The 21,318-nt window shown below is 39.9% G+C and carries 23 protein-coding genes; 15 read left to right on the forward strand and 8 right to left on the reverse strand.

The window, feature by feature from the left end; all coding sequences use genetic code 11:
- Positions 1-15 precede the first annotated feature (15 nt).
- Positions 16-1,011, forward strand: coding sequence for an ABC transporter substrate-binding protein (locus tag PH210_RS04020; protein ID WP_289983245.1), 996 nt, complete (start codon positions 16-18; stop codon positions 1,009-1,011).
- Positions 1,012-1,061: 50 nt separating this feature from the next.
- On the opposite strand, the gene PH210_RS04025 is transcribed toward PH210_RS04020, so the two are convergent.
- The 3 genes from PH210_RS04025 to PH210_RS04035 all read right to left on the reverse strand — a co-directional run bounded on the left by PH210_RS04025 (position 1,062) and on the right by PH210_RS04035 (position 3,606).
- On the reverse strand, positions 1,062-1,493 hold the full coding sequence (locus PH210_RS04025) for a VOC family protein (RefSeq protein ID WP_289983248.1): 432 nt from the start codon (positions 1,491-1,493) through the stop codon (positions 1,062-1,064).
- A gap of 72 nt (positions 1,494-1,565) precedes the next feature.
- Positions 1,566-2,294 (reverse strand): spore coat transglutaminase TGL, encoded by a 729-nt coding sequence (gene tgl, locus PH210_RS04030; RefSeq protein ID WP_289983250.1) that lies wholly within the window; start codon positions 2,292-2,294, stop codon positions 1,566-1,568.
- 91 nt (positions 2,295-2,385) lie between these two features.
- Positions 2,386-3,606: an MFS transporter gene (locus PH210_RS04035; RefSeq protein WP_289983251.1), complete on the reverse strand. Its 1,221-nt coding sequence runs from the start codon at positions 3,604-3,606 to the stop codon at positions 2,386-2,388.
- 184 nt (positions 3,607-3,790) lie between these two features.
- On the opposite strand from PH210_RS04035, the gene PH210_RS04040 reads away from it, so the two are divergent.
- The 8 genes from PH210_RS04040 (at position 3,791) to PH210_RS04075 (ending at position 12,089) form a co-directional block, all read left to right on the forward strand.
- Positions 3,791-4,570: a hypothetical protein gene (locus PH210_RS04040; protein WP_289983253.1), complete on the forward strand. Its 780-nt coding sequence runs from the start codon at positions 3,791-3,793 to the stop codon at positions 4,568-4,570.
- 115 nt (positions 4,571-4,685) lie between these two features.
- Positions 4,686-6,056 (forward strand): MATE family efflux transporter, encoded by a 1,371-nt coding sequence (locus PH210_RS04045; protein ID WP_354669952.1) that lies wholly within the window; start codon positions 4,686-4,688, stop codon positions 6,054-6,056.
- A gap of 162 nt (positions 6,057-6,218) precedes the next feature.
- Positions 6,219-6,479 (forward strand): hypothetical protein, encoded by a 261-nt coding sequence (locus PH210_RS04050; RefSeq protein WP_289983254.1) that lies wholly within the window; start codon positions 6,219-6,221, stop codon positions 6,477-6,479.
- Between the two features lie 197 nt (positions 6,480-6,676).
- Entirely contained in the window at positions 6,677-7,711 is a 1,035-nt protein-coding gene (locus tag PH210_RS04055; protein WP_289983257.1) for a Bug family tripartite tricarboxylate transporter substrate binding protein, read from the forward strand.
- A gap of 58 nt (positions 7,712-7,769) precedes the next feature.
- On the forward strand, positions 7,770-8,222 hold the full coding sequence (locus PH210_RS04060; protein ID WP_289983258.1) for a tripartite tricarboxylate transporter TctB family protein: 453 nt from the start codon (positions 7,770-7,772) through the stop codon (positions 8,220-8,222).
- 15 nt (positions 8,223-8,237) lie between these two features.
- The gene (locus tag PH210_RS04065) at positions 8,238-9,764 is read left to right on the forward strand and encodes a tripartite tricarboxylate transporter permease (protein ID WP_289983262.1); all 1,527 of its coding nucleotides are present in this window, start codon (positions 8,238-8,240) and stop codon (positions 9,762-9,764) included.
- A 260-nt stretch (positions 9,765-10,024) separates the two neighbouring features.
- Positions 10,025-11,386 carry an arsenic transporter gene (locus PH210_RS04070; protein WP_289983264.1) on the forward strand — a complete coding sequence of 454 codons (1,362 nt, stop codon included), beginning with the start codon at positions 10,025-10,027 and terminating at the stop codon, positions 11,384-11,386.
- A 25-nt stretch (positions 11,387-11,411) separates the two neighbouring features.
- On the forward strand, positions 11,412-12,089 hold the full coding sequence (locus PH210_RS04075) for a YwrJ family protein (RefSeq protein WP_289983266.1): 678 nt from the start codon (positions 11,412-11,414) through the stop codon (positions 12,087-12,089).
- Positions 12,090-12,288: 199 nt separating this feature from the next.
- On the opposite strand, the gene PH210_RS04080 is transcribed toward PH210_RS04075, so the two are convergent.
- Positions 12,289-13,233: a DMT family transporter gene (locus PH210_RS04080; protein ID WP_289983267.1), complete on the reverse strand. Its 945-nt coding sequence runs from the start codon at positions 13,231-13,233 to the stop codon at positions 12,289-12,291.
- A gap of 113 nt (positions 13,234-13,346) precedes the next feature.
- Here PH210_RS04080 and argH point away from each other — a divergent pair, with 113 nt between their 5' ends.
- From argH to PH210_RS04100, 4 genes are all read left to right on the forward strand, one after another.
- Complete coding sequence (gene argH, locus PH210_RS04085; protein ID WP_483312080.1) at positions 13,347-14,840, forward strand: argininosuccinate lyase; 1,494 nt, start codon at positions 13,347-13,349, stop codon at positions 14,838-14,840.
- A gap of 91 nt (positions 14,841-14,931) precedes the next feature.
- Positions 14,932-16,563: an ATP-binding protein gene (locus tag PH210_RS04090; protein WP_289983270.1), complete on the forward strand. Its 1,632-nt coding sequence runs from the start codon at positions 14,932-14,934 to the stop codon at positions 16,561-16,563.
- Positions 16,520-17,242, forward strand: a complete 723-nt coding sequence (locus tag PH210_RS04095) for a response regulator (RefSeq protein ID WP_289983272.1) — start codon at positions 16,520-16,522, stop codon at positions 17,240-17,242. The genes PH210_RS04090 and PH210_RS04095 overlap by 44 nt, the downstream gene beginning before the upstream one ends.
- Positions 17,243-17,625: 383 nt before the next feature.
- Positions 17,626-17,766: a YrzI family small protein gene (locus tag PH210_RS04100; protein ID WP_289983274.1), complete on the forward strand. Its 141-nt coding sequence runs from the start codon at positions 17,626-17,628 to the stop codon at positions 17,764-17,766.
- A 46-nt stretch (positions 17,767-17,812) separates the two neighbouring features.
- Here PH210_RS04100 and PH210_RS04105 read toward each other — a convergent pair whose 3' ends face one another.
- The gene (locus tag PH210_RS04105; RefSeq protein ID WP_289983275.1) at positions 17,813-18,553 is read right to left on the reverse strand and encodes an HAD family hydrolase; all 741 of its coding nucleotides are present in this window, start codon (positions 18,551-18,553) and stop codon (positions 17,813-17,815) included.
- Between the two features lie 258 nt (positions 18,554-18,811).
- On the opposite strand from PH210_RS04105, the gene PH210_RS04110 reads away from it, so the two are divergent.
- Both PH210_RS04110 and clpP read left to right on the forward strand, forming a co-directional pair.
- Complete coding sequence (locus PH210_RS04110) at positions 18,812-19,483, forward strand: sigma factor-like helix-turn-helix DNA-binding protein (RefSeq protein ID WP_289983276.1); 672 nt, start codon at positions 18,812-18,814, stop codon at positions 19,481-19,483.
- Positions 19,484-19,513: 30 nt separating this feature from the next.
- Positions 19,514-20,095, forward strand: a complete 582-nt coding sequence (gene clpP, locus PH210_RS04115) for an ATP-dependent Clp endopeptidase proteolytic subunit ClpP (protein ID WP_289983277.1) — start codon at positions 19,514-19,516, stop codon at positions 20,093-20,095.
- A 47-nt stretch (positions 20,096-20,142) separates the two neighbouring features.
- On the opposite strand, the gene PH210_RS04120 is transcribed toward clpP, so the two are convergent.
- The 3 genes from PH210_RS04120 to PH210_RS04130 all read right to left on the reverse strand — a co-directional run bounded on the left by PH210_RS04120 (position 20,143) and on the right by PH210_RS04130 (position 21,161).
- Positions 20,143-20,277, reverse strand: a complete 135-nt coding sequence (locus tag PH210_RS04120) for a hypothetical protein (RefSeq protein ID WP_289983278.1) — start codon at positions 20,275-20,277, stop codon at positions 20,143-20,145.
- 5 nt (positions 20,278-20,282) lie between these two features.
- The gene (locus tag PH210_RS04125; RefSeq protein ID WP_289983279.1) at positions 20,283-20,426 is read right to left on the reverse strand and encodes a hypothetical protein; all 144 of its coding nucleotides are present in this window, start codon (positions 20,424-20,426) and stop codon (positions 20,283-20,285) included.
- A 549-nt stretch (positions 20,427-20,975) separates the two neighbouring features.
- Positions 20,976-21,161 (reverse strand): hypothetical protein, encoded by a 186-nt coding sequence (locus PH210_RS04130; protein ID WP_289983281.1) that lies wholly within the window; start codon positions 21,159-21,161, stop codon positions 20,976-20,978.
- Positions 21,162-21,318: the final 157 nt, after the last annotated feature.

The raw sequence follows: 21,318 nt of genomic DNA on the forward strand, positions 1-21,318 counted from the left end.
AAGGTTGTATGTAGAATGAAAAAAAGTTTCTTAATAATGTTAAGTCTATTGTTATTACTTTTAAGTGCATGTGGGAAAAGTGAATCTGCTAAATCCTCGGGCAAGGATGCAGGGCTTCAGAAGGTCAGCCTTATGTTGGATTGGTATCCGAATGCCGTTCATTCTTTCCTTTATGCTGCACAAGAGAAGGGTTATTTTAAAGAGCAAGGCTTGGATGTGGATATTCAAATGCCAGCTGATACAAATGATCCTCTAAAACTAGTAGCGGCAGACAAAATTGATATGGCTTTGAGCTATCAACCGCAAGTATTAGTGGCGCGAGGTGAGGAAATCCCTGTGAAATCCTTTGCGGCAATCGTCCGTCATCCCTTAAATCAGTTAATGGTCCCTGCTGATAGTTCGGTACAATCACCGAAGGATTTAGCCGGTAAGACGATTGGCTACCCATCGATTCCACTGGATGAAGCGATTGTATCGACAATGGTGAAGGCAGATGGGGGAGAAGCAAGTAAGATTAAAATGGTTGATGTGGGCTGGGACTTGATTCCGGCGATGGCAACAAAGAAAACAGATGCCCTTATTGGCGGCTATATTAATCATGAGAAATTATTGTTAGATAAAGAGGGCCATCCTATGCGGACATTAAACCCTGCCGACTATGGGGTTCCCGATTATTATGAATTGGTATTGGTTGGCAGTGAAAAGGGATTAAAAGCGAAGCCAGAGGTATTTAAAAAGTTTATGGCGGCGATCACAAAGGGCCAAAAATATGTGTCTGAACATCCAGAAGAGGGACTTTCCGTCCTAATGAAACACGAAGACAAATCCTCCCCGCTTGAAAAGGACGTCGAAACGAAAAGCTTGGAAATCCTGCTTCCATTAATGGATGCCAAGGATAAAACCTTTGGCTACCAGGACCCTGAAACCTGGAACAACGTTGCACAATGGCTGAAAGCAAACAAAGTAATAAAAGATTCAGTGAACCCTAAAGATTCATTCATTAATTTTTAGCTAATAAACAATACGAAAGACCCCAACAATGTTAGGGTCTTTCGCTTTGTTTATCCCATTCCATTTTCGCCGCTGTCATAATTGAACAGCCAATGTATTCCAAACTTATCCGTTACCATTCCGTAGCATTTGCTCCAGAAGGTTTCTTGAAGCTCCATGCCCACTTTTCCACCTTCCTTTAGTTGATGGAAAGCATTTTTAATCTCATCCAAATTCTTACTGACAAATGCTAAATTTACGTTATTTCCTTCAACAAACTCCATCCCTGGAAAAGTATCAGAAAACATAACATTGCTGCCACTGATGTTAAGCCGTGTGTGCATAACTAAATTTTTTGCTTCTTCTGGCATAGGATAGTTGGGATCCTGCGGTGTTTCTCCAAAGGTCATAATTTGTGGTTCTTCTGTGCCAAATACCTTTGCATAAAACTCCACTGCTTCCCGACAGTTGCCATTAAAATTTAAATAAACATCAACAGACATTGTTTTCCTCCACACACAATTATTGTAAATCAATTTATTTTACCATTTCTAAGTTTGTAATAAAACATTCCCTTATAAAAATCCTTGATAATATGGCCTTGATATGAGGTTCATGAGGTACGCGGATTTGGAAGGGCCTGGTTTTCTTTTTGTATTTAAAAATTTTATAATTGTGCTGGCATTTCGAATTCCGACACCATGGCCGTAGAATTGGTCATTTCCAAAGAAGACGACATTTTCGGCGCGCCAATGCGCCTGCTTTGGGTCAAAATCAGGATTGTTGAAGTGGAGCACATCACCAGGGATAAAATCATCCCCATACTTCTGGAGAATCTGCAGATCCTCATCAAATTGCCAGTCCATTAAATAAAGGCGGTCGAAGAGAACATTAAACCGTTCGCTGCCGATAGAATAAAGAGTGGCAATGTATAAGACAATCGCAATCCCAGTGGAGCATTCAAATGCATAGAGAGAGCCGTTTTTAATGATGTCTAATATAGCAACAGAAGGGCTGACGCCAGGTTTTATTAGGAAGCCGCCATTACTCAACCGGTCCCAAAGTTTCCGATTCGGAAAAGCATAATTAAACGTCGTAAATTTTACCCCGCTCTTATTAAGTTCCCTTGCCGCTCTCAGGGTATTGGTGCGAAATAAAAGCTCAAATTTTAAATGGGCTGTATCTTGATATATATATTCGACTTGATTGGCTGCCATTATTTTTAAAATCGTCCGCTGTTCTGCATTTGTAATCTCTTTATAAAGGGTCTCCGGCTTAACTGTCTGGTTATTTATAATAATCATAGTGTCCTCCAGTTTTCATAATCAACTCCCTATATTAAAGTATGAAAGTCCCAAACTATATATTTCAGCAAAAAAAGCTAGGGCAGGCACCCTAGCTTTTTTCCAAAATTGGTTTCTTAGTTTTCATAAATCGCACGTGCATTAACAAAAATATCAGTGCACTCATAAACCGTAGAATTGAACTAATTCCCATAGAGTTTTGTATCCCCGTTACTTCTAACAGCCAAATCCCGATTTGAGGGGCGATAAATGCAACTAAGCTTAACAAGACATTATAGGTGGTAATGCAATAGGTTCTTTTCTCCGCCGGAGACTGCTCCAACAATAGATTGAACAATAGTAGGGTGGTTCCGGATAGAAAAAATCCCGAAATCATGCTGACAATCGTTAAATAATAAAGATTTGTAGACATAACGGTCAAAATCGGGGCAGAAGCCATTCCCGCTGCCACCCACACAAGCACTAACGTATTCGATTTTTGCTCGGCCCACTTTTTCCATAATGGGAAGGTGAAGATCTGCACCAATTGATTGCCAACAGAAAATAAACTAATCCAAAGAATCGTTGCATGTGCGTATTTGACATTGTAAATATTAAATAAGCCCCAAGCCATCTGCCAGGCAAAGTTAAAGCATAGTGCCGCAATAAGAAACCACTTATATCCTTGATCTTTAAAAATAGACCAATCCATCGAAGAGTTCTTTCGATCGATATTTGTTTTGAGCTGGGCCGTTTCTTTGTGCTTCAGCAGGAAAAACATTTCAAGTAAGCCAAAAACAAAGGCCATAAAAAATAACCACTGATACGCAGCAGCATTGTCTGTTTCTTTTTTCATAACAATACCAATAATAAGTGTTGTCACCATGCCTACAATTGTTAGCAACCGACTTCGATCACTGAAAAAGGTTCCTCTTCGTTCTTCCCGAATCATTCCGCTAATAAGCGTTTGCCAGCCGATGGTAGAAATCGTCCCAGGTACATTCATTACCGCGATAAGGATTAAGAAAGTCCAAGCCTGATAGGAAGGTGGAAGAAGAACCACACCCACTAAAAGCAAGAACATCACTCTCGCCCAAAAAACATTCATCGCAACCGTTTTCTTTTGCTCTTCCAGCTTATTTAACAAAATCGCTGCTGGAATCGTCATGATGAGTGTAACCAAGGGAGGAAGAGAACTAATTAAACCTACTTGGTAATTATTCGCTCCAAGAATTGAAATGGCGAAAATCGGAAAGTAGTTACCAGCTAAATTTAAAGCGATTATTGACACCATTCCATGATAAATACTGATTTTTTCATTATAGGTACGCATGTGCCCCCACCAGCTTCGCTATTAATATCTAAAGCTATTATACATACAAAATCCTTCGCTGAACTAAGTATTTTTTGAAAAATAAAAGTAATGCCGCTGGTGCGATCGAACGTTCTAATTTTAGGATTTATAAGGGTTAATGTTATAATAAAAACACCTACATAGATGGAAGGGAGTGGCCAGATTGCCAATCCAGGAAACACAAAAGGATTTGACTCAATATATTCCGCCAAAAGGGGAATATGAAAGCTTCCGAGACGAGGATCATTATAAGGAAAAATTAAAGGAATGGGGTTTATCCTCGGCAAGGGAAGCCAAAAAGGAATTCTGGTACAAGGACAGAAACGCCCAGCGCATTGTAACCATCAAAGGCTTTGAAGCCTACGGAAATAATGGTGGATTTAATACCCTTGTCATTGAATTCCAAGACGGGCATCTAAGCTGCATTCATCCTGCTTATTTAAAAGAAATGCAGGCAGGAAGCTTCGGTAAAGAAAGTCTGCTGACGATTGAGGAAAAAGAAATAACAGAGGATACGGAACCAGCCCCTGTGATAAAGGAGACAGTTCAAAAAGAAGAGTCTCCGAAACCAAAGGCAAAGGAGGCCAAACCAAAGAAAGAGAAAGCGCCTAAACTCGAGCTTCCGTCTGATAAAGTTCATTTTACAGCTACTGTGAAACAATTTGCGATGACCTATAATCCATTTAATGAAGAAAATGATGAAGTGGTGGTTTTAGAAAATGTACTGATCGTACAGGATAACCCGCTAGAACTCGGTCTTGCTTGGTGCAGTCACAGTAAAACACTCAAAAAATTCGAACTAGCTCCGGGTGATTCTCTTGAATTTGACGGCAAAGTGGCCGCAAAGAAATTGGCAAAAGGAAAAGACGTCGAAGAAGAATTCCTCGTTGACGAACCAGTATTGTACAAGGTTAATAACCCATCAAAAATAGTAAAGAAATAGGACTTCCAAGGGAAGTTCTCTTTTTTTGGAAATATTATTAAAAAGTGGGGAATTATCAACCAATATAGAGTATAATGAAGTTTCGGGTTTTTATTTCCTCAAGGAGCACGCACTTATGAATCAGACTTTTACCATAAAACAAAAAACGAAACAAATTTTCGTCTTGTTAATTCCAATCTTAATTACACAGCTTGGCATGTTTTCAATGGTGTTTTTTAATACGATTATGTCAGGAAAATACAATTCTTCCGATCTGGCTGGTGTCGCGATTGGCTCCTCAATTTGGAGTCCGATTTTTACAGGGATCAGCAGCATACTGCTCGCGGTTTCCCCTATAGCAGCTCAGCGGTTTGGTGAGAAAAAGAGCCATGAAGTATCCTCGGTTGTAAAACATGGTGTATATCTTTCGGTTTTCATAACAATCCTATTAATTATTCTCGGTTTCTTCTTGTTAGATCCAATTTTAGATAGTATGAATCTATCGGCAAGAGTTCGGGAAACCGCATTCGATTACCTCGTTGGACTTAGTTACGGAATTCTGCCACTGTTTGTTTTTAATGTTCTGAGATCCTTTATTTATGCACTTGGAAAGACAAGGGTGATCATGATCATTATGATAATATCCTTGCCGCTTAACTTCTTGTTAAACTACGTGCTGATTTTTGGAAATTGGGGCTTCCCAGAGCTTGGCGGGGCAGGGGCTGGATATGCTACAGCCATTACGGATTGGGCTTTTATGGCAATGACCATTTACATCGTGAAAAAACAAGAGCCGTTTTCTTCCTTTCCTATATTTGAAAACATGAAGGAATTTTCATGGGAAAAATGTAAGGAGATTTTAAAAATTGGCGTGCCAATGGGGCTTTCTACTTTTTTTGAAACGAGTATGTTTGCAGTGGTGACGATCCTTTTAAGTAAATTTAATGTGACCACTATTGCTGCTTATCAATCGGCATTAAATATTGTATCCTTTTTGTACATGATTCCAATCAGCATATCCATGGTTCAGACCGTACTTGTCGGTTTTGAGGTCGGGGCAAAGCGTTATAAAGATGCGAAGCAATATAGCTGGCTTGGCGTCTATCTCGCCATATTAATCGCCATTTTAACAGGATTACTTGTCGTAGCCTTCCGCTATCAAGTTGCCGGCTTCTATTCCAATGAAACAGCTGTCATCAACCTAACCGCAAACTTTTTAATATTTGCCTTATTTTTTCAAATAGCGGATGCCATTCAGGCAACAGCTCAGGCTGCATTAAGAGGCTATAAAGATGTAAATATTGCCTTTATCATGACCTTAATCGCATACTGGCTTATCTGTTTGCCCGTCGGCTACCTTCTTGCCAACTTTACCAGCTTGGGTGCAAGAGGCTACTGGATTGGGCTGACTGTTGGTTTGCTGGCAGCAGGAGTCGCCTTATCCTTACGACTTATCTATATACAGAAGCGAAAGTTTGTCGGAGCTGGTATTAAGGAAGTAATTTAGGCCTTTCCAAATAAAAGACGCCATTCATCATTGAATGGCGTCTTCTTTTTTAAAAAATTTACCCCTGCCTTTGGGACGAATTTCGGGTCTTGGCAGGAGTCTATCCCATTTTTCTTTTGGGACACATACACTATTCTGCAACCTAATTGAGGAGGGATGTAGATGCAACAGCAGCTACTTGGAGTTTATGCAAGTAACTCTAATTTAAGATATTATCCAGGACACGGCTATCATCATGGTCACGGCGGATATTATCCAGGTTATGGTTACCATCATGGCCACGGCGGGTACTACCCAGGCTATGGCTATCACCATGGCCACGGGGGGTATTACCCAGGCCATGGCTATCATCATGGCCACGGCGGATATTATCCAGGCCATGGATACCATCACGGCCACGGCGGGTATCATTCAGGACGATAATTATGATTTAAAAGGAAATGGCTGTCCTTGGGGCAGCCTTTAATTTTTTATATTGATTCTACATATCTGGGACATCGTGCCGTGAACAAAATGAACAAAATGGTTTATAAGTTTTTAATGCTGTTTAAATGCAAAAACTATGAATCTTCTAAATTTTAAGTAAAATTAAGAAAACGGTTACAAGGGGGAATAGAAAAATGTTTTCGATCAAAAAAATCTCAGCAGTAATGTGTGCAGGTGCACTGGCATTAAGCTTAGGCGCATGCAGCAGTAAAGAAACAGCAAGTTCAGGTTCTAGTAAAAAAGAGGCTGGTCCAAGCTATCCTACAAAAGCGATTTCTGTCGTAGCCCCATCTGGAGCTGGCGGCGGGTGGGATTTAACAGCCCGCTCATTTACTAAAGTTTTAAGTGAAACAAAGCTGGTAAGTCAGCCATTAACAGTGGAGAATAAGCCAGGAGGCGGGGGTGCTGTGTTTATGGCTGAATACGCCACACAGCAAGCAGCAAATAACGAAATGCTGTTCGTTAATTCACCGCCGATTATAATCAACAACTTGAAAAAAGAAGGAAACAGCCCTTATGGCTACAAAAATACAACACCTCTTGCTCAATTGACAAAAGATTATGGCGCGATTGTTGTTAAGAAGGATTCCAAATTTACTGACTTAAAATCCCTTTTAGATGAAGTCAAGAAGGATCCAAGCAAACTTACTTTTGCAGGAGGTTCCGCACCAGGTTCTATGGACCATTTAATTTCCATTCTACCAGCCTTTAAATATGGAGTGGATCCTACAAAAATTAAATATGTTTCTTACGATGGAGGCGGAGAGGCCATTACATCCCTTCTTGGCGGTAACGCAGATGTTATTGGAACAGATGCCTCAAGCGTAAAAGAGTTCCTAAAAGCTGGCAAGGTTCGCGTGCTCGCTGTTACGGCCACCGATCGTTTAGGCGGTGATTTTAAGGACGTGCCAACAGCTAAAGAACAAGGTGTAGATGCTGAGTTCACGATTTGGCGCGGAGTGTTTGGTCCAGAAAAAATGTCTAAAGAAGCAAAATCCTACTGGGAAACAACAATCGATAAACTTGTAAAATCTCCTGAATGGAAGACAGAGGTAGAAACACAAGGCTGGGAACTAGAATATAAAAATAGCGCTGATTTCACAAAATTCTTAGGTGAACAGGATAAACAAGTTCAACAATTACTAGAAGCATTAGGTATGCAGAAGTAAAAAAGTAGGGGAAGGAGCAAGATTCTCCTTCCCGATTTTTTTAAAAGGGGGTTTTTGAATGGCTATAAAGTTCGATCGGGTTGCGTCCATTGTATTTCTTGCTGTTGGAGTACTATTTATTGTCGGAAGCAGACATATATCAAGTTCATCTTATGGAAGCGTTGTTGGACCGGACATTTTTCCTTTCGTATTGGGGGGCTTACTAGTCTTATTAAGTATTCGCTTGTTTTTTGAAGCGAACCAATCAAAAGGTGCTGAGGGAAATAAGGAAAAATTAGAGTACAAACCATTTATTATTATCTTTGTGGCTACGTTGCTTTACATTTTAACATTAGAAACCATCGGCTATGTCATTACGACGTTTTTATTTTTACTAGTTTGCTTTCAAACGATGGAGCGTAAAAAGTTGATTATGTCCATCATTATATCCGCTGCCTTTTCTGGACTCGTTTATTTCTTATTTGTAGACGTGTTAAAAGGGACACTGCCAGGCTGGCCAATTTGGTTTTAAGAGAGGAGGCTAATTATGAGTACACTCGATTATTTATTTCAAGGATTCGGAACAGCACTTATTTGGTATAATCTTATTTTTGCATTCGTAGGGGTTTTAATTGGGACAGCTGTTGGGGTGTTGCCAGGGATTGGCCCCATGAGCGGTGTTGCTTTACTTATCCCTGTAACAGCATCCATTACTAGCGGCCTTTCACCCGAGCAAGCAGCAACAAGTGCGATTATTTTGCTGGCAGGGGTTTATTATGGAGCGATGTACGGCGGTTCAACTACCTCGATTTTATTAAATACACCTGGAGAGTCTTCTTCAGTTGTCACAACTCTGGACGGCTATCAAATGGCCAAAAAGGGAAGAGCCGGCAGTGCATTATCGATTGCGGCAATTGGTTCCTTCGTAGCAGGGATTGTTACATTACTTGCCCTGATTTTCCTAGCAAAACCATTGTCAGCGGTGGCACTTAAATTTGGCCCATCCGAATATTTTTCCCTTATGCTTTTGGGTCTCGGAGCAGTCAGCGGTTTAGCTGGAAAGTCGGTTACAAAGGCTTTGATTATGACTGTTTGCGGGTTACTGCTTGGAACCATCGGGATTGACAGTGTGTCAGGTATTGCCCGATTTACCTTCGATGTGCCATGGCTGTACCAGGGAATTGAATTCTTAACGATCGCGGTTGGGTTGTTTGCCCTTGGTGAAGTATTCAAAACCATTTTAGAAAAAGAAGAAGAAGATGGGGAAATGGCGAGGATTAATAACTTAATCCCTTCGAAGGAAGAGATGAAAGAATCCGCAGGACCGATTGCCCGTGGATCCATTTTAGGGTTTTTCGTCGGTATTTTGCCGGGAGCAGGGGCAACACTGGCATCCTTCTTCTCTTATCTATTGGAAAAGAAGATTTCAAAAAACCCTGCGAAATTTGGTACAGGCGCAATTGCCGGGGTTGCGGCACCGGAATCCGCTAATAATGCGGCCTCTGGCGGGGCGATGATCCCTTTATTAACAATGGGAATCCCGGGTTCTGGAACGACTGCTATTTTAATGGGAGCATTAATGATGTACAATGTTCAGCCGGGTCCCTTATTATTTGAAGACCATCCGCAGGTTGCATGGGGTCTGATTGCTAGTATGTTTATCGGAAATATCATGTTGTTGATCCTAAACCTGCCACTTGTAAAGGTGTTCGCAAAAATTATTCAAACACCAAAGCAATTTTTGATTCCGATGATTATCGCGATTTCCATTTTTGGAGTTTACGCCGTGCAGGTTTCGATGTACGATTTATTGCTTTTATTAACTTGCGGCGTGTTAGGTTACTTCTTAAGCAAAAACGACTACCCAATCGCTCCGCTCGTTTTAGGATTGGTATTAGGGCCAATGGTTGAAAATAACCTGCGCAGAGCCTTAACCATTTCAAATGGCGATTACAGTGTATTCTTTACCCGTCCGATTTCAATGGTCTTCCTGCTAATTACAGCCCTTTGGCTGATTGTACCGTTCATGATGAAGAAAAAAGGGAAAGAAGTCGTTATTAATGTTGAAGGATAAAAGTTCTTACCAAGCGAAGCTTATGGCTTCGCTTTTTTATTTTTTAAAAAATACTAGTGCTATTTTTTAGACTCTAGTGGATTTATAGGAAAAAAGGGTACAAACCTAAAGCCTGTCTTATGCGGGATACATATAGATAGAGTACAAGAACACAAGAAGGACAGATGGAAGGGGGGGACAGGAGCGTACTAACCGATATTTGGAGGTAAGTCGTCTCAGGGAAACATCCTGAATTAGCAGCTAGATGAAAGGAGACAAAAATGGTTCATTTAACCGTTTGGATAACCATCATTACTTTTTTGGTTACCCTCGGATTTATCCTATGGAGGCCAAGAGGCATTAATGAAGCAATTCCCGCATCCATTGGTGCGATTATTGTTGTGCTAAGCGGAAGCGTTACACTCACCGATCTTGGTATCATTGCCGACACTATCAGTGGTGCAGCTATTACAATCATGGCGACAATAGTTATGGCAATCGTATTAGAAAGCTTTGGTTTTTTTAACTGGGTGGCAGAAAAATTGGCGGCAAAGGCCAAGGGCTCGGGGATTCGATTATTTTGGTATGTAAACCTTTTGTGCTTTTTGATGACACTTTTTTTCAATAATGATGGAAGCATCTTAATCACAACACCCATACTAGTCATGCTATTAAACAATATGGGCTTAAAAAATCGTCAAAAAATCCCTTATTTACTTTCAGGAGGGTTGATTGCCACCGCTTCTAGTGCACCGATTGGGGTTAGTAATATTGTCAATTTAATCGCTTTAAAAATTGTGCATATGAGTCTGTACTTGCACACTGCCATGATGTTTGTACCGGCAACACTTGGATTGCTCCTGCTCGTTGGGCTTTTGTTCCTTCGTTTTTACAAGGTTTTGCCGAAAAAAATTCCAACGGAAGTAACAGGATTGTCGCTTAAATCCTACCATCCACTTAAGTCCGGAATTCAGCATAATTCGGAAAAGGACCGCTCGAGATTTATGCGCAATGTACTTTTGTTCGTTTTTGCTGTCCGAGTCAGCCTATTCGTCGCTTCGTTTTTAAACATTCCTGTCTCTCTGATGGCTGTTTTTGGCTCATTGGTCCTGTTAGCTTGGCGTTGGGCTTATTTAAAAATACCACCAATCGATATGTTGAAAAAAACCCCGTGGTATATCATTGTTTTCGCCTTTTGTATGTATGTCATTATTTACGGTCTGAATAACATTGGGTTAACAGACTGGCTGATTGGTTTCATGGAGCCGATTGTTGCAGGAAGCCTGCTGCATGCGAGCGTTATGATGGGTGTCCTCCTATCAGTACTCTCCAATATATTTAATAATCACCCGGCTCTTATGGTTGGAACACTTACGTTAACGAATATGGATCTCAGTTTACTTGAATTGAAGGTAGCCTACCTGGCAAACGTAATTGGCAGCGATATGGGATCGTTACTTCTTCCAATGGGGACACTTGCAACCCTGATGTGGATGCACATTATTAGAAAAGGAAAAGTGAGAATTACCTGGTGGGAATACGTTAAAATCACAAGTGTTGTCATACCGCCAGCTGTAATATTCACCTTAGTCGTTTTATATTATTGGGTTTCATGGCTATTTGGCGGAGTATTGCAAAACTAAACCATTCGGGAAAAGGAGATTTAAGATGTTAGCTGATTTTGTTGAGTTAATAGGGAAAAATATTGAGGTTGAAATTTCAGGCGGGAATTTTCACAAAGGTACCTTGCTGGATAGTGGAGCGGACATGATCGTTTTATACGATAACAAAAACCATTCCTTTCTATATATTCCCTTTATCCATGTTCAAAGATTGAAAGAAACCATGTTAAATAGAGATGAAGAGGACTCTTATCAATCCCCTTCAGATAAACCGATTGAAATGGATGTGATTTCGTTTCGAAAGACATTAAATGTTGCTAAAGGATTGTTTGTTCAGGTGTATGTAACAGGAAATAAATCCATTCATGGTTATTTAACCAGCATTATGAATGACTATTTTGTTTTTTACTCCCCTGTATACAAAAAAATGTTTATTTCAATGAATCATGTTAAATGGCTGATTCCGTATCCTCCTAACACAACGCCGTACTCATTAAGCAGTGAAAATCTTCAACAAATATCTAAAACCACACCATTAGCAAGATCACTAGATGAGCAGTTGAAAAAATTTGAAAACCAGCTAGTCATTATTGATGGAGGGGAACATACAGAAAAAATTGGGTTACTTCAAAAAATCCGCAATAACAAAATCATCTTAATAACTGCTGATGGAGAAAAGGTATTCCGGAATTTAGAGCATATTAAAACAATACAATTACCATAAGAAAAGAGTGATCCTTTATGAGAAAGATAACTAACCAAAAAGAATAATCCACCTGCGTTGGCAGACGCTGATGGATTAAACGTAAACTTCTAGAGTTATAGTTTGACCGTATCGTTCGGGATGCGGTCTTTTTTTGGTGTACCACCTATTGTTAAGATATGTGATTTATAAAAGAATTGTTCAAGGAAAAAAGTTCCAATTAAGCCATTTTATTAGTCTCTGCTTTAATGATAGGTTTCACAGAAGGTAAATTCGCGATATAAACCCCTGATAAAACGAGGATTCCACCAATAATTTGGCTTATCAAAATTGGGTTTCCTAAAATAAAGTGGGACGCAATAATTGCGACAAACGGCTGAATATTCATAAACATGGAAGCGGTTCCGGCACCAGCCTTCGCAACCCCTTTATTCCACCAAAAACCGGCTACACCTTGTGCAAGAATCCCTGCAGCTATCAGTAAGATCCACATGAAAATGGAAGGGCTGATGACCAATCCGCTGACAATCCCCTCCACACCTGCAGCGGGAATCATTAAGACACTGCCAAGAACCGTTGCATAAATCGTAATGACAAAGGAATTCATCGTCTTCGATAATCCTCGAATAAATAATAGACTGATACACAGGCAAAGCATCGCGATTAAAATATTGAAATCGCCCCATGAAATCCCAAGTGAACCTTTTCCAACTCCAATAATTGAAAATACGCCAATCAAGCTGATCAACGCACCCGATGCTTTCTTTAAGGTTAGTTTTACTTTAAAAATAATCCGTTCTAATAGAATCGTAGCAATGGGCGAAAGCGCAAGGATTAAGGAAGCATTTGCAGGTGTTGTGTGTTTGAGCCCCGTAAAATAAAAGGTTTGATTAAGAAGCGTTCCAAAGATACCGACACCAAGCAGGTATTTCCACTCCGTATTTGTTGGCCTCTTCATTCCTTTAACGGAGAAGGCGACTACAATTAAAAAAAGTGACGTAAAACAGATCCGGACGGTTGACAAAAACACCGGTGAAAATCCTTGAAGCAAGTAAGCACTGACAGGATAATTGCATCCCCACAGAACCGATACGAAAAACAAGCTTAATAGAGTTTTTTGATTACCACCTGACATAGGCATAGACACGCCTTTCTGATCAAACATTGATGTAAATCCATTTGCTTATTATAGCATCTTGTTTCGTGTGTCGAAAGGTTTTTTTAAAAATCACTTTAAAATAATTCATTCGTATAATTAAATAAAGGTCAATAAACGGAGTGGAACATATGAATAATGAGTTTATCAAACAGGAAGGGCTGGTTTTTCCGGGAAAGACCTATGTGGAAGAACTGTTAAAACCAGTTTTTAATGATCAAAGGGAGTACCTATTTCACGTCATGTTCGACATCCATCGTGCCCATGTGATTATGCTCGAGGACCAGAAAATAATTAAAACCGCCGAAGCGAGAAAAATGCTAGAGGGAATTAATAAGGTTGCAAGAACAGAAACAGTAAAAATCACTTACGATCCTCAATATGAAGATTTATTTTTCATGGTGGAAGCCAAAATTGCGGAGGAAATCGGAGAAGAGCTTGCAGGAAAAATTCATATTGGAAGAAGCCGCAACGATATGGGGGTTGCCATGTACCGTTTGGTGTTAAGGGAACATCTTTTACAGCTGCTTGAAAGTAGTTTTCAATTGGGAGAAGCGCTGCTTATAAGGGCTGAACTTCATACCGAAACCTATATGACTGCCTATACCCATACCCAGCCTGCTCAGCCATCGACCTTAGGGCATTATTTATTAGCCATTTATGATGTATTGATGCGGGACATTAAACGTCTTTGGGCCGCTTTTGAAACAGTAAACCAATCACCGCTCGGGGCGGCAGCCCTATCGACGACCGGATTTCCAATCAGTCGTTCTCGTACCTGCGAATTATTAGGGTTTAATAAAGTAATAGAAAACTCATATGACTCGGTCGCGGGTGCCGATTATCTAATAGAAGCGTCAACCGCTTTAATGACCTGCATGGTAAATACCGGAAGATGGATACAAGATTTCCTCATGCATGTCACAAGGGAATTCAATTCATTTAAAGTAGCGGATCCCTATGTCCAAGTCAGCAGCATTATGCCCCAGAAACGAAATCCCGTGTCGATCGAACATTCACGGGCACTAGCAAGCAGCTCTTATGGCGATGCCCTCGCAGCAATCCAAATGATTCATAATACCCCTTTCGGTGATATTGTCGATACTGAAGATGACCTGCAGCCTCATTTATATCGGGCATTCTCGAAAGCTAATCGTGTAATGAAAATCATGTTTGCCGTTGTGACGACACTAAAGGTAAATGAGGGGCATTTAAAGGTTATGTCTGAAAAATCCTGTATCACCATTACGGAGTTCGCCGACACGTTGACAAGGAATTATGATATTCCCTTTAAAAAAGCACATTCCATCGCGAGTACCCTTTCAAGAAGAACAATTCAAGAGCAAAAAGAATTGGCCGACTGGAAGGTGGATGAAGTTAATTCAATGCTTAAGGATTTGTGCGATGGATCGTTCAACGAGGAAGAATGGAAAAAAATCATATCTTCAGAACACTTTGTCGAAGTGAGAAGGATTCAAGGCGGGCCAAATCCTAATGAGGTTAAGAGAATGATAGAAAATCGAAAGCTCCGTTTACTTGAAGATATAAAAGATTTACAGCTTATAATTGAAGAATTAGCCGCTAAGAGGAAAGAATTGGTAAATTTTCGTTTATAAAGAAAAAAACAGTCTTAAATTGGCTGTTTTATTTTTTTGTCCTCTTTTTAATAATAGATTTTTTTAATATGATAGAGTTAGAGGTGGTTGAATGCGATTACATACAAAGTTAATGCTCGGAATCTCCATTCTCATAATTGTGATGGGAACGATTATTGAATTTACTTTTAAAAATATTATGGAAACCAATCTGAAGCATGAAATCGGCTCGAAGGCCTTATCAGTAGCGCAATCGATTGCCAATATGCCTGAGATACAAGCCGCGTTTCGAGCCGATAATCCATCCGCCATTATTCAGCCCATTGCTGAAAATATTCGACATCAGGTTGGGGCTGAATTTATTGTCATCGGGAACCGCGATGAACTCCGTTATTCGCATCCAAACCCAAACCGTTTAGGTCAAAAAATGGTTGGGGGGGATAATGACAGCGTGTTTAAAGGGAAATCGGTCATTTCTGAATCGACAGGGACTCTCGGGCCATCATTAAGAGGAAAAGCACCGATTATTAGTGGCGGTCAGATCATTGGTGTTGTTTCGGTTGGTTATCTTCAGACTGAAATTCAAAAAGAAGTATCGAAAATACAACAAAAAGTCTTTCTTGCTACGCTGATAATTTTAGCAGGGGGGCTGGTGGCTGCTTTATTAATCTCCTTAAATATTAAAAGGGCCATTTTCGGACTTGAACCAAAGGAAATAGCCTGGATGTATCAGGAAAAGCATGCGATACTTGAGTCCATTCATGAGGCGATCATCGCGATTGATACCAATGGCCGGATCACAGTTGTCAATGAGACTGCTCATAAAATTTTGAATGTTCCGAATGATATTTTATTAAGGGGCAAAAAAATAGATGATGTTCTCGAAAATACGAAGCTTTATGACGTGGTTAAATCAGGACGGGCAGAGTATGACCAGGAAATTATGATTTTTGGAGACATCTTTTTGGCTAACCGCATCCCTATTTTTAACAAGCGCGGAATAGTCGTAGGAGCAGTTGCCAGCTTCCGGAGTAAGTCCGAGCTTGCTTCGCTCCTTCAGGAATTATCACATGTAAAAGCTTATGCGGAAGGACTGCGTGCCCAGACGCACGAATATTCCAACCGGCTATACACTTTACTAGGCTTGATCCAGCTTGGCTCCTACAAAGAAGCGATTGATTTTATTTCTAGAGAAGTGGACGTCGCCCAAGGGTTTATTCAATTTTTGATGCGGGAAATTCCGGATCCGATTATTGCGGGATTCATTTTAGGAAAAGCAAGCTTAGCAAGCGAATTGAAAATTGATCTTTCAATAGATAGAGAGAGCAGCTTTAAGGATCTCCCTTTTGAAATTAGCAGAGATTTATTAGTAACGATTATAGGAAATTTAGTCAATAATGCCTTTGAAGCCGTTAGGGAAAATGGCATGCATGAAAAACGCGTTTCCCTGTTTTTAACGGATCTTGGAAAAGACCTGATAATTGAAGTAGAGGATAACGGGAAAGGGATTGACTCAAAGCATCAGGACCAAATTTTCTCAGCAGGTTTTTCAACTAAGAATACCGGGAGTAATGCCGGAATCGGCTTAAGTTTGGTACAAAAAGCAATAAACGATTTAGGGGGATATGTTACCTTTTCTTCGAGTGCGGGAGAGGGAACAATTTTTACAGTGGCGATACCAAAGCAAAGGGGGAGATTGAATGAAAGTGACGGGATACAAGCCTATCGAAGTGTTAATTGTTGAGGATGACTTGAGGATTGCGGAAATTCAAAAACGGTTTCTGGAACAGCTGGATGGTTTCCAAACGGTTGGGATAGCCGCTAGTTATGTGGAGGCAAAGACCTTAATTGAGATCCTGCAGCCGGATTTGCTTCTGTTGGATGTTTATTTTCCTGATATGAATGGACTTGAGCTATTGAAGGAAACCAAACAGCAAGCAAAACAAATGGACGTCATTATGATAACGGCCACAAAAGAGATACAAATGGTCCAGGAAGCGATTAGCATTGGGGTATTTGATTACATTATTAAGCCGGTCGTTTTTGACCGATTTAAGCAATCTTTAAATAGGTATCAGGAGTATCATAATAAGCTGATTCAATTAAATATGGAAAATACCCATGTTACCCAGCAGCAGGTGGATATGCTTATTCGTAAGGAAAGCGAAGGAGCGGGAGGCATAGGTGGCGAGAGGGGGTATCTGCCAAAGGGGATTGACCCGCTTACTCTCGATAAAGTAATGGAGGTTCTCGAAAAAGTGGACGAGGGTTTAACGGCCGAACGGGTCGCCAAAGAAATCGGCATCAGCCGAACCACCGCCAGACGTTACCTCGAACACCTCGTAACCCAAGAAAAAATAGCCGCCGACCTAGCCTACGGAACCGTGGGGCGACCGGAGAGGGTATATATGTGTTGTATGTAGGGTGTTATTGTAGGGTGTCAGGCACCGCAAAAAGACATTTTATGTCATTTGTCCACTCCACGTGTACATTTGGGGCAAGCATCTGATTGGATGCTTGTCTTTTTTATTTTTTGTAATTGATTAACCTACCAAGATAAGGTAAAATAAAAATAGACTATACAGTCCATTTGAGAAGGAGGTAATTAAATGGGGGTATATATTTTTTGGTTATTAAATAAACTGACTAGTCGTTTTAATTGATTTTCTACGACCAAAGTTCCAGACTTCTTTAAGACCATCAATGCAGAAGAAATCCTTCCCAATATCGATTCGGTAAAAACTAACAACTCTTATAATGTAATCAAAAGATACAAGATAAAGCTCTACAAAAGGAGGAACCAAAAATGACTTTAAATATATTTTTCTTAACTATTACCATCAATAAAAGGAAAATGAGTATAGATGACGCGGTCCATCAAGAAATGGTTGAAAAGTTGTACGAAAAAAGTAAAGATCAGCAAATCTCAATGCGTCATTTTATGTAAAAAGAAAAACCCTTGATTCATGCCGCTGAATCAAGGGTTTTAACTATTATTTAGCTACCTGATAAAAGGCGTAATCCCGTAAATATTCCGGAAGCTGCAGCAAAGATTGCAATTCTGCAAAAGTCCCGTTTGGTTCAATATCTATATCCAATATGTTATAGCTCCAATCAATTTCCGCGGGGATATGGATGGCATTTATTCCAAGCTCAATCGCTGGCTTAATATCTGTTTTAAGAGAATTACCGACCATCCAGGTGGAATACTTCTCCGTCGCAATCTCATCCAGGACCATTTGCAACGCGTATGAATTTTTTTGTTCACAAATAAACACACGGTCTCCAAAGTAATTTTCCAAACCTAATTGGTTAATTTTCCTTCTTTGATTTTCCTCATCGCCGCCAGTAAATAAAACCAAATCATGTCCATCCTCCTGCAGCCTTTCCAAAACTTCATATAAATAAGGAAATGGCTGCACATCAATCTGAAAAACACTCTGACCGATGCTGTGTACATGTTTTATTTCAAAATCTGAAATTCCTCTTCCATATTTCACGCAAAAATATTTATAGGTTAAAACGAGTGATTCCGGATATAAGGAAGAATGTAAGCCGAATTCCTCTACATTTTTTAAATCAATCTCCAATTGTTTTTGGAGGATCTCTTCTTTTGTTGCAGAATGAAACCAATCCAGCATTTGATCAGCAAATTGGTTTTTAGACTTCCTAAAGTACTTGCTGCAGTGGATGAGGGTATCATCTAAATCCATTATTAAAGATTGTTGATTCATAAAATCAATTCCCCCTTTAATAGTGGTGTAGAATAAATATATGGGTAAACACCATCCAAATGCTAAAAATAGAATGTCCTCCTGAAAAATACATCATAGGTAGTAAGGGACAAAATCTGACGAATAATCTAAAAGGGAAATTAACTAGTTACTCAAATTCCCCCTGCATATATTAATAAAAAATAATTTAGGACCCCGTATCTTTTCCCCTGCCTTAAATCGTTTATAGGGTAGAGAGTGCTAAAGGAGTGAAAAAACATGTCACACAAGCCGAGAACATTCCCGTTAGAAGGTCCACATCAAGAAGACGATCCATTTTGGAAAGAACATTATCCAAAATTGCAGCGATATTGCAGTTTCCTTGCTCAAAATAAATGGGATGGTGAAGACATCGCCCAAGAAACGTACCTGAAGGCATTGAGATATCAGCAAAAAATGTCTCCAGCTTTATTAAATAAAATTGCCTACCATCATTGGATTGATCTGCTCAGAAAAAGGAAGCATGAAACGATAGAGTCCGATATTGAAAAGGCAGCACCTACTCATCAATTGGATGAAACTGTCGATATGCTGATTGAGCATTTCACACCAAAACAAGCCATCATCTTTTTGTTAAAAGAGGCATTTCAATATCAAATAAAGGAGATTGCCGACATCTTAGAAACAACAGAAATGGCGGTAAAGTCCAATTTGCATCGAGCTAAAAAGAGATTGGGAAAAGAACATCAATCTGATTCCTTAGAAATTTTCTGGGATGAAGAGGAACGGGAGCTGCTTTCAAAGCTTTTTAAAGAATCGTTGTTAATGGAAGACCCTACCGTCCTTATTCAAACTATCCCAATACTACAAAGTATGTTTAACGTAACAAAGCTCGTAACACGGCCAGCTCCATTAAACTCTCCTTCAAGCACTCTCTGTATGGCGGCATAGCCAATTAATTGCTTTAAGGAGGAGTTAATCATGAGCACCATTCCATATGTAATCGAGAATTCCAATCGCGGGGAGCGTTCCTACGATATTTATTCAAGGTTATTAAAGGACAGAATCATTATCATTGGGGATGAAATCAACGATCATGTGGCTAACAGTGTAGTTGCCCAGTTACTATTCTTAGCTGCGGATGCCCCTGATAAAGAAATTTCCCTTTATATTAATAGCCCTGGTGGATCCACTTCTGCGGGCTTTGCCATTTTTGATACGATGCAATTCATTAAGCCGGACATTAGAACGATCTGTACCGGCATGGCCGCATCTTTCGGAGCGATGCTGCTGCTGGCGGGAACGAAGGGGAAACGATATGCGCTGCCGAATAGCGAAATTATGATTCATCAGCCTTTGGGCGGAGCGAGAGGGCAGGCAACCGAAATTGAAATTTCCGCGCGTCGAATTCTTAAACTAAGGGAACATATCAATCAAATCATTTCCGAGCGGACAGGGCAGCCGCTTGAAAAAGTAGCCCGAGACACAGACCGCGACTTTTTCATGAGTGCCGAGGAAGCTAAAGAATATGGGATCATCGATGAAATTCTATATCCAAAATGAGACTCAAAAAGGGCAGGTTTTTTAACCTTGCCCTTTGTTAGTTTTAGCTAGCTTTTCTTTCCTTCAAATTTCATCTTATATTCAGCGTCACTCATATTCGGGTTCTTTCTTGGTTGTGATTTACTCATCGCTTTCTTCAATTCCACAGTAGCATCATCATTTGTATTATACTTTCCATCCATCCGGTTCACTCCTTTCTATTTGACTCTTGAATAACAACATGTTTTGGAGCTTTTGGATATCCGTTCTTACCCGAATCGTCTGGCCCCGTCAGGTTATTTCGCTGATCCAGCACTTTTCCGGAGTATTCAATCGGATTATTTTTTGGCATAAATTTCACCTCCCTTAATAGGATGGTTGAAAAATTAATTCGAATGCAGGGAAATTGTTTTTTTTGATTTGAGCTTTGAGAAAGGAATGTTACGTGGGATATTTTGATTCGCTGTTAAATGGTGCATATTCGTCGATAAAATCGGAGAGTTCGCGGATAAATCATTTAGGTACGAATTCAGTATATTTATTTGCGAATCGTATTCTACAAAATTATGGAAGTATTCTACAATTTTCAGGACACATCCTACAAATTTGGCAGAGCATTCTACAAAATTTAGGCCTTATTCTACAATTGCGGTTATATTCTTTTAATTCGAAGGTGGATTCAACAAAATTATTGAGGTATTCTACAATTTTCAGGACACATCCTACAAATTTGAGTGGGCATTCTACAAAATTATAGACCTTATTCTACAATTGCAGTTATATTCTTTAAACGAAACGGGGGTCAAAGCTCAGAAAAAAGAAAAAGCTGAACCAAAATGTTTGGTTCAGCCTGCGGGAAGATCTTATTTTCCATTCCCAGCGCCGGTTTTACATTTCGTTTTTAAGAGCGCTGGATGTTAGTCGTGGAGAAGTTTTTCACCATTTTTTGCAAGTTTCGGTGCGCCTCTCTTAATTTAATCGTTTCATCAATGATGTTTTGGAAACCTTCCAAATCTCTATCAGATGCATTCAATAAGGACTTCGGGATTCCTTCGACAATTTGTTGTAGGGATAATTCCATAGCCATGACAATGACCACCTTTCAACTAATTAATAAGACATCTGATTTGTCTTCCTTAATATTTTTCGATTGTGTTCAGTTTTTCCTGCCAGCACCTTAGAAAACTTATCTACAAATAGCCCGAGGTTTTTATCAAGATAGTAAAAATCTTTCATAAAACGAC

Origin of the sequence: Paenibacillus sp. BSR1-1 (assembly GCF_030403775.1) — a bacterium.
In the GTDB taxonomy this organism is placed as follows: domain Bacteria; phylum Bacillota; class Bacilli; order Bacillales; family Cytobacillaceae; genus Neobacillus.

Coding starts and splice junctions, on each gene's coding strand:
- PH210_RS04055 (WP_289983257.1), top strand. CDS start 6,677: ATGTTTTCGATCAAAAAAATCTCAGCAGTAATGTGTGCAGGTGCACTG.
- PH210_RS04125 (WP_289983279.1), bottom strand. CDS start 20,426: ATGCCAAAAAATAATCCGATTGAATACTCCGGAAAAGTGCTGGATCAG.
- PH210_RS04110 (WP_289983276.1), top strand. CDS start 18,812: ATGTCACACAAGCCGAGAACATTCCCGTTAGAAGGTCCACATCAAGAA.
- PH210_RS04045 (WP_354669952.1), top strand. CDS start 4,686: ATGAATCAGACTTTTACCATAAAACAAAAAACGAAACAAATTTTCGTC.
- PH210_RS04025 (WP_289983248.1), bottom strand. CDS start 1,493: ATGTCTGTTGATGTTTATTTAAATTTTAATGGCAACTGTCGGGAAGCA.
- clpP (WP_289983277.1), top strand. CDS start 19,514: ATGAGCACCATTCCATATGTAATCGAGAATTCCAATCGCGGGGAGCGT.
- PH210_RS04105 (WP_289983275.1), bottom strand. CDS start 18,553: ATGAATCAACAATCTTTAATAATGGATTTAGATGATACCCTCATCCAC.
- PH210_RS04035 (WP_289983251.1), bottom strand. CDS start 3,606: ATGCGTACCTATAATGAAAAAATCAGTATTTATCATGGAATGGTGTCA.
- PH210_RS04075 (WP_289983266.1), top strand. CDS start 11,412: ATGTTAGCTGATTTTGTTGAGTTAATAGGGAAAAATATTGAGGTTGAA.
- PH210_RS04090 (WP_289983270.1), top strand. CDS start 14,932: ATGCGATTACATACAAAGTTAATGCTCGGAATCTCCATTCTCATAATT.
- PH210_RS04060 (WP_289983258.1), top strand. CDS start 7,770: ATGGCTATAAAGTTCGATCGGGTTGCGTCCATTGTATTTCTTGCTGTT.
- PH210_RS04020 (WP_289983245.1), top strand. CDS start 16: ATGAAAAAAAGTTTCTTAATAATGTTAAGTCTATTGTTATTACTTTTA.
- PH210_RS04080 (WP_289983267.1), bottom strand. CDS start 13,233: ATGTTTGATCAGAAAGGCGTGTCTATGCCTATGTCAGGTGGTAATCAA.
- PH210_RS04130 (WP_289983281.1), bottom strand. CDS start 21,161: ATGGCTATGGAATTATCCCTACAACAAATTGTCGAAGGAATCCCGAAG.
- PH210_RS04120 (WP_289983278.1), bottom strand. CDS start 20,277: ATGGATGGAAAGTATAATACAAATGATGATGCTACTGTGGAATTGAAG.
- PH210_RS04095 (WP_289983272.1), top strand. CDS start 16,520: ATGAAAGTGACGGGATACAAGCCTATCGAAGTGTTAATTGTTGAGGAT.
- PH210_RS04065 (WP_289983262.1), top strand. CDS start 8,238: ATGAGTACACTCGATTATTTATTTCAAGGATTCGGAACAGCACTTATT.
- tgl (WP_289983250.1), bottom strand. CDS start 2,294: ATGATTATTATAAATAACCAGACAGTTAAGCCGGAGACCCTTTATAAA.
- PH210_RS04070 (WP_289983264.1), top strand. CDS start 10,025: ATGGTTCATTTAACCGTTTGGATAACCATCATTACTTTTTTGGTTACC.
- PH210_RS04100 (WP_289983274.1), top strand. CDS start 17,626: ATGACTTTAAATATATTTTTCTTAACTATTACCATCAATAAAAGGAAA.
- PH210_RS04050 (WP_289983254.1), top strand. CDS start 6,219: ATGCAACAGCAGCTACTTGGAGTTTATGCAAGTAACTCTAATTTAAGA.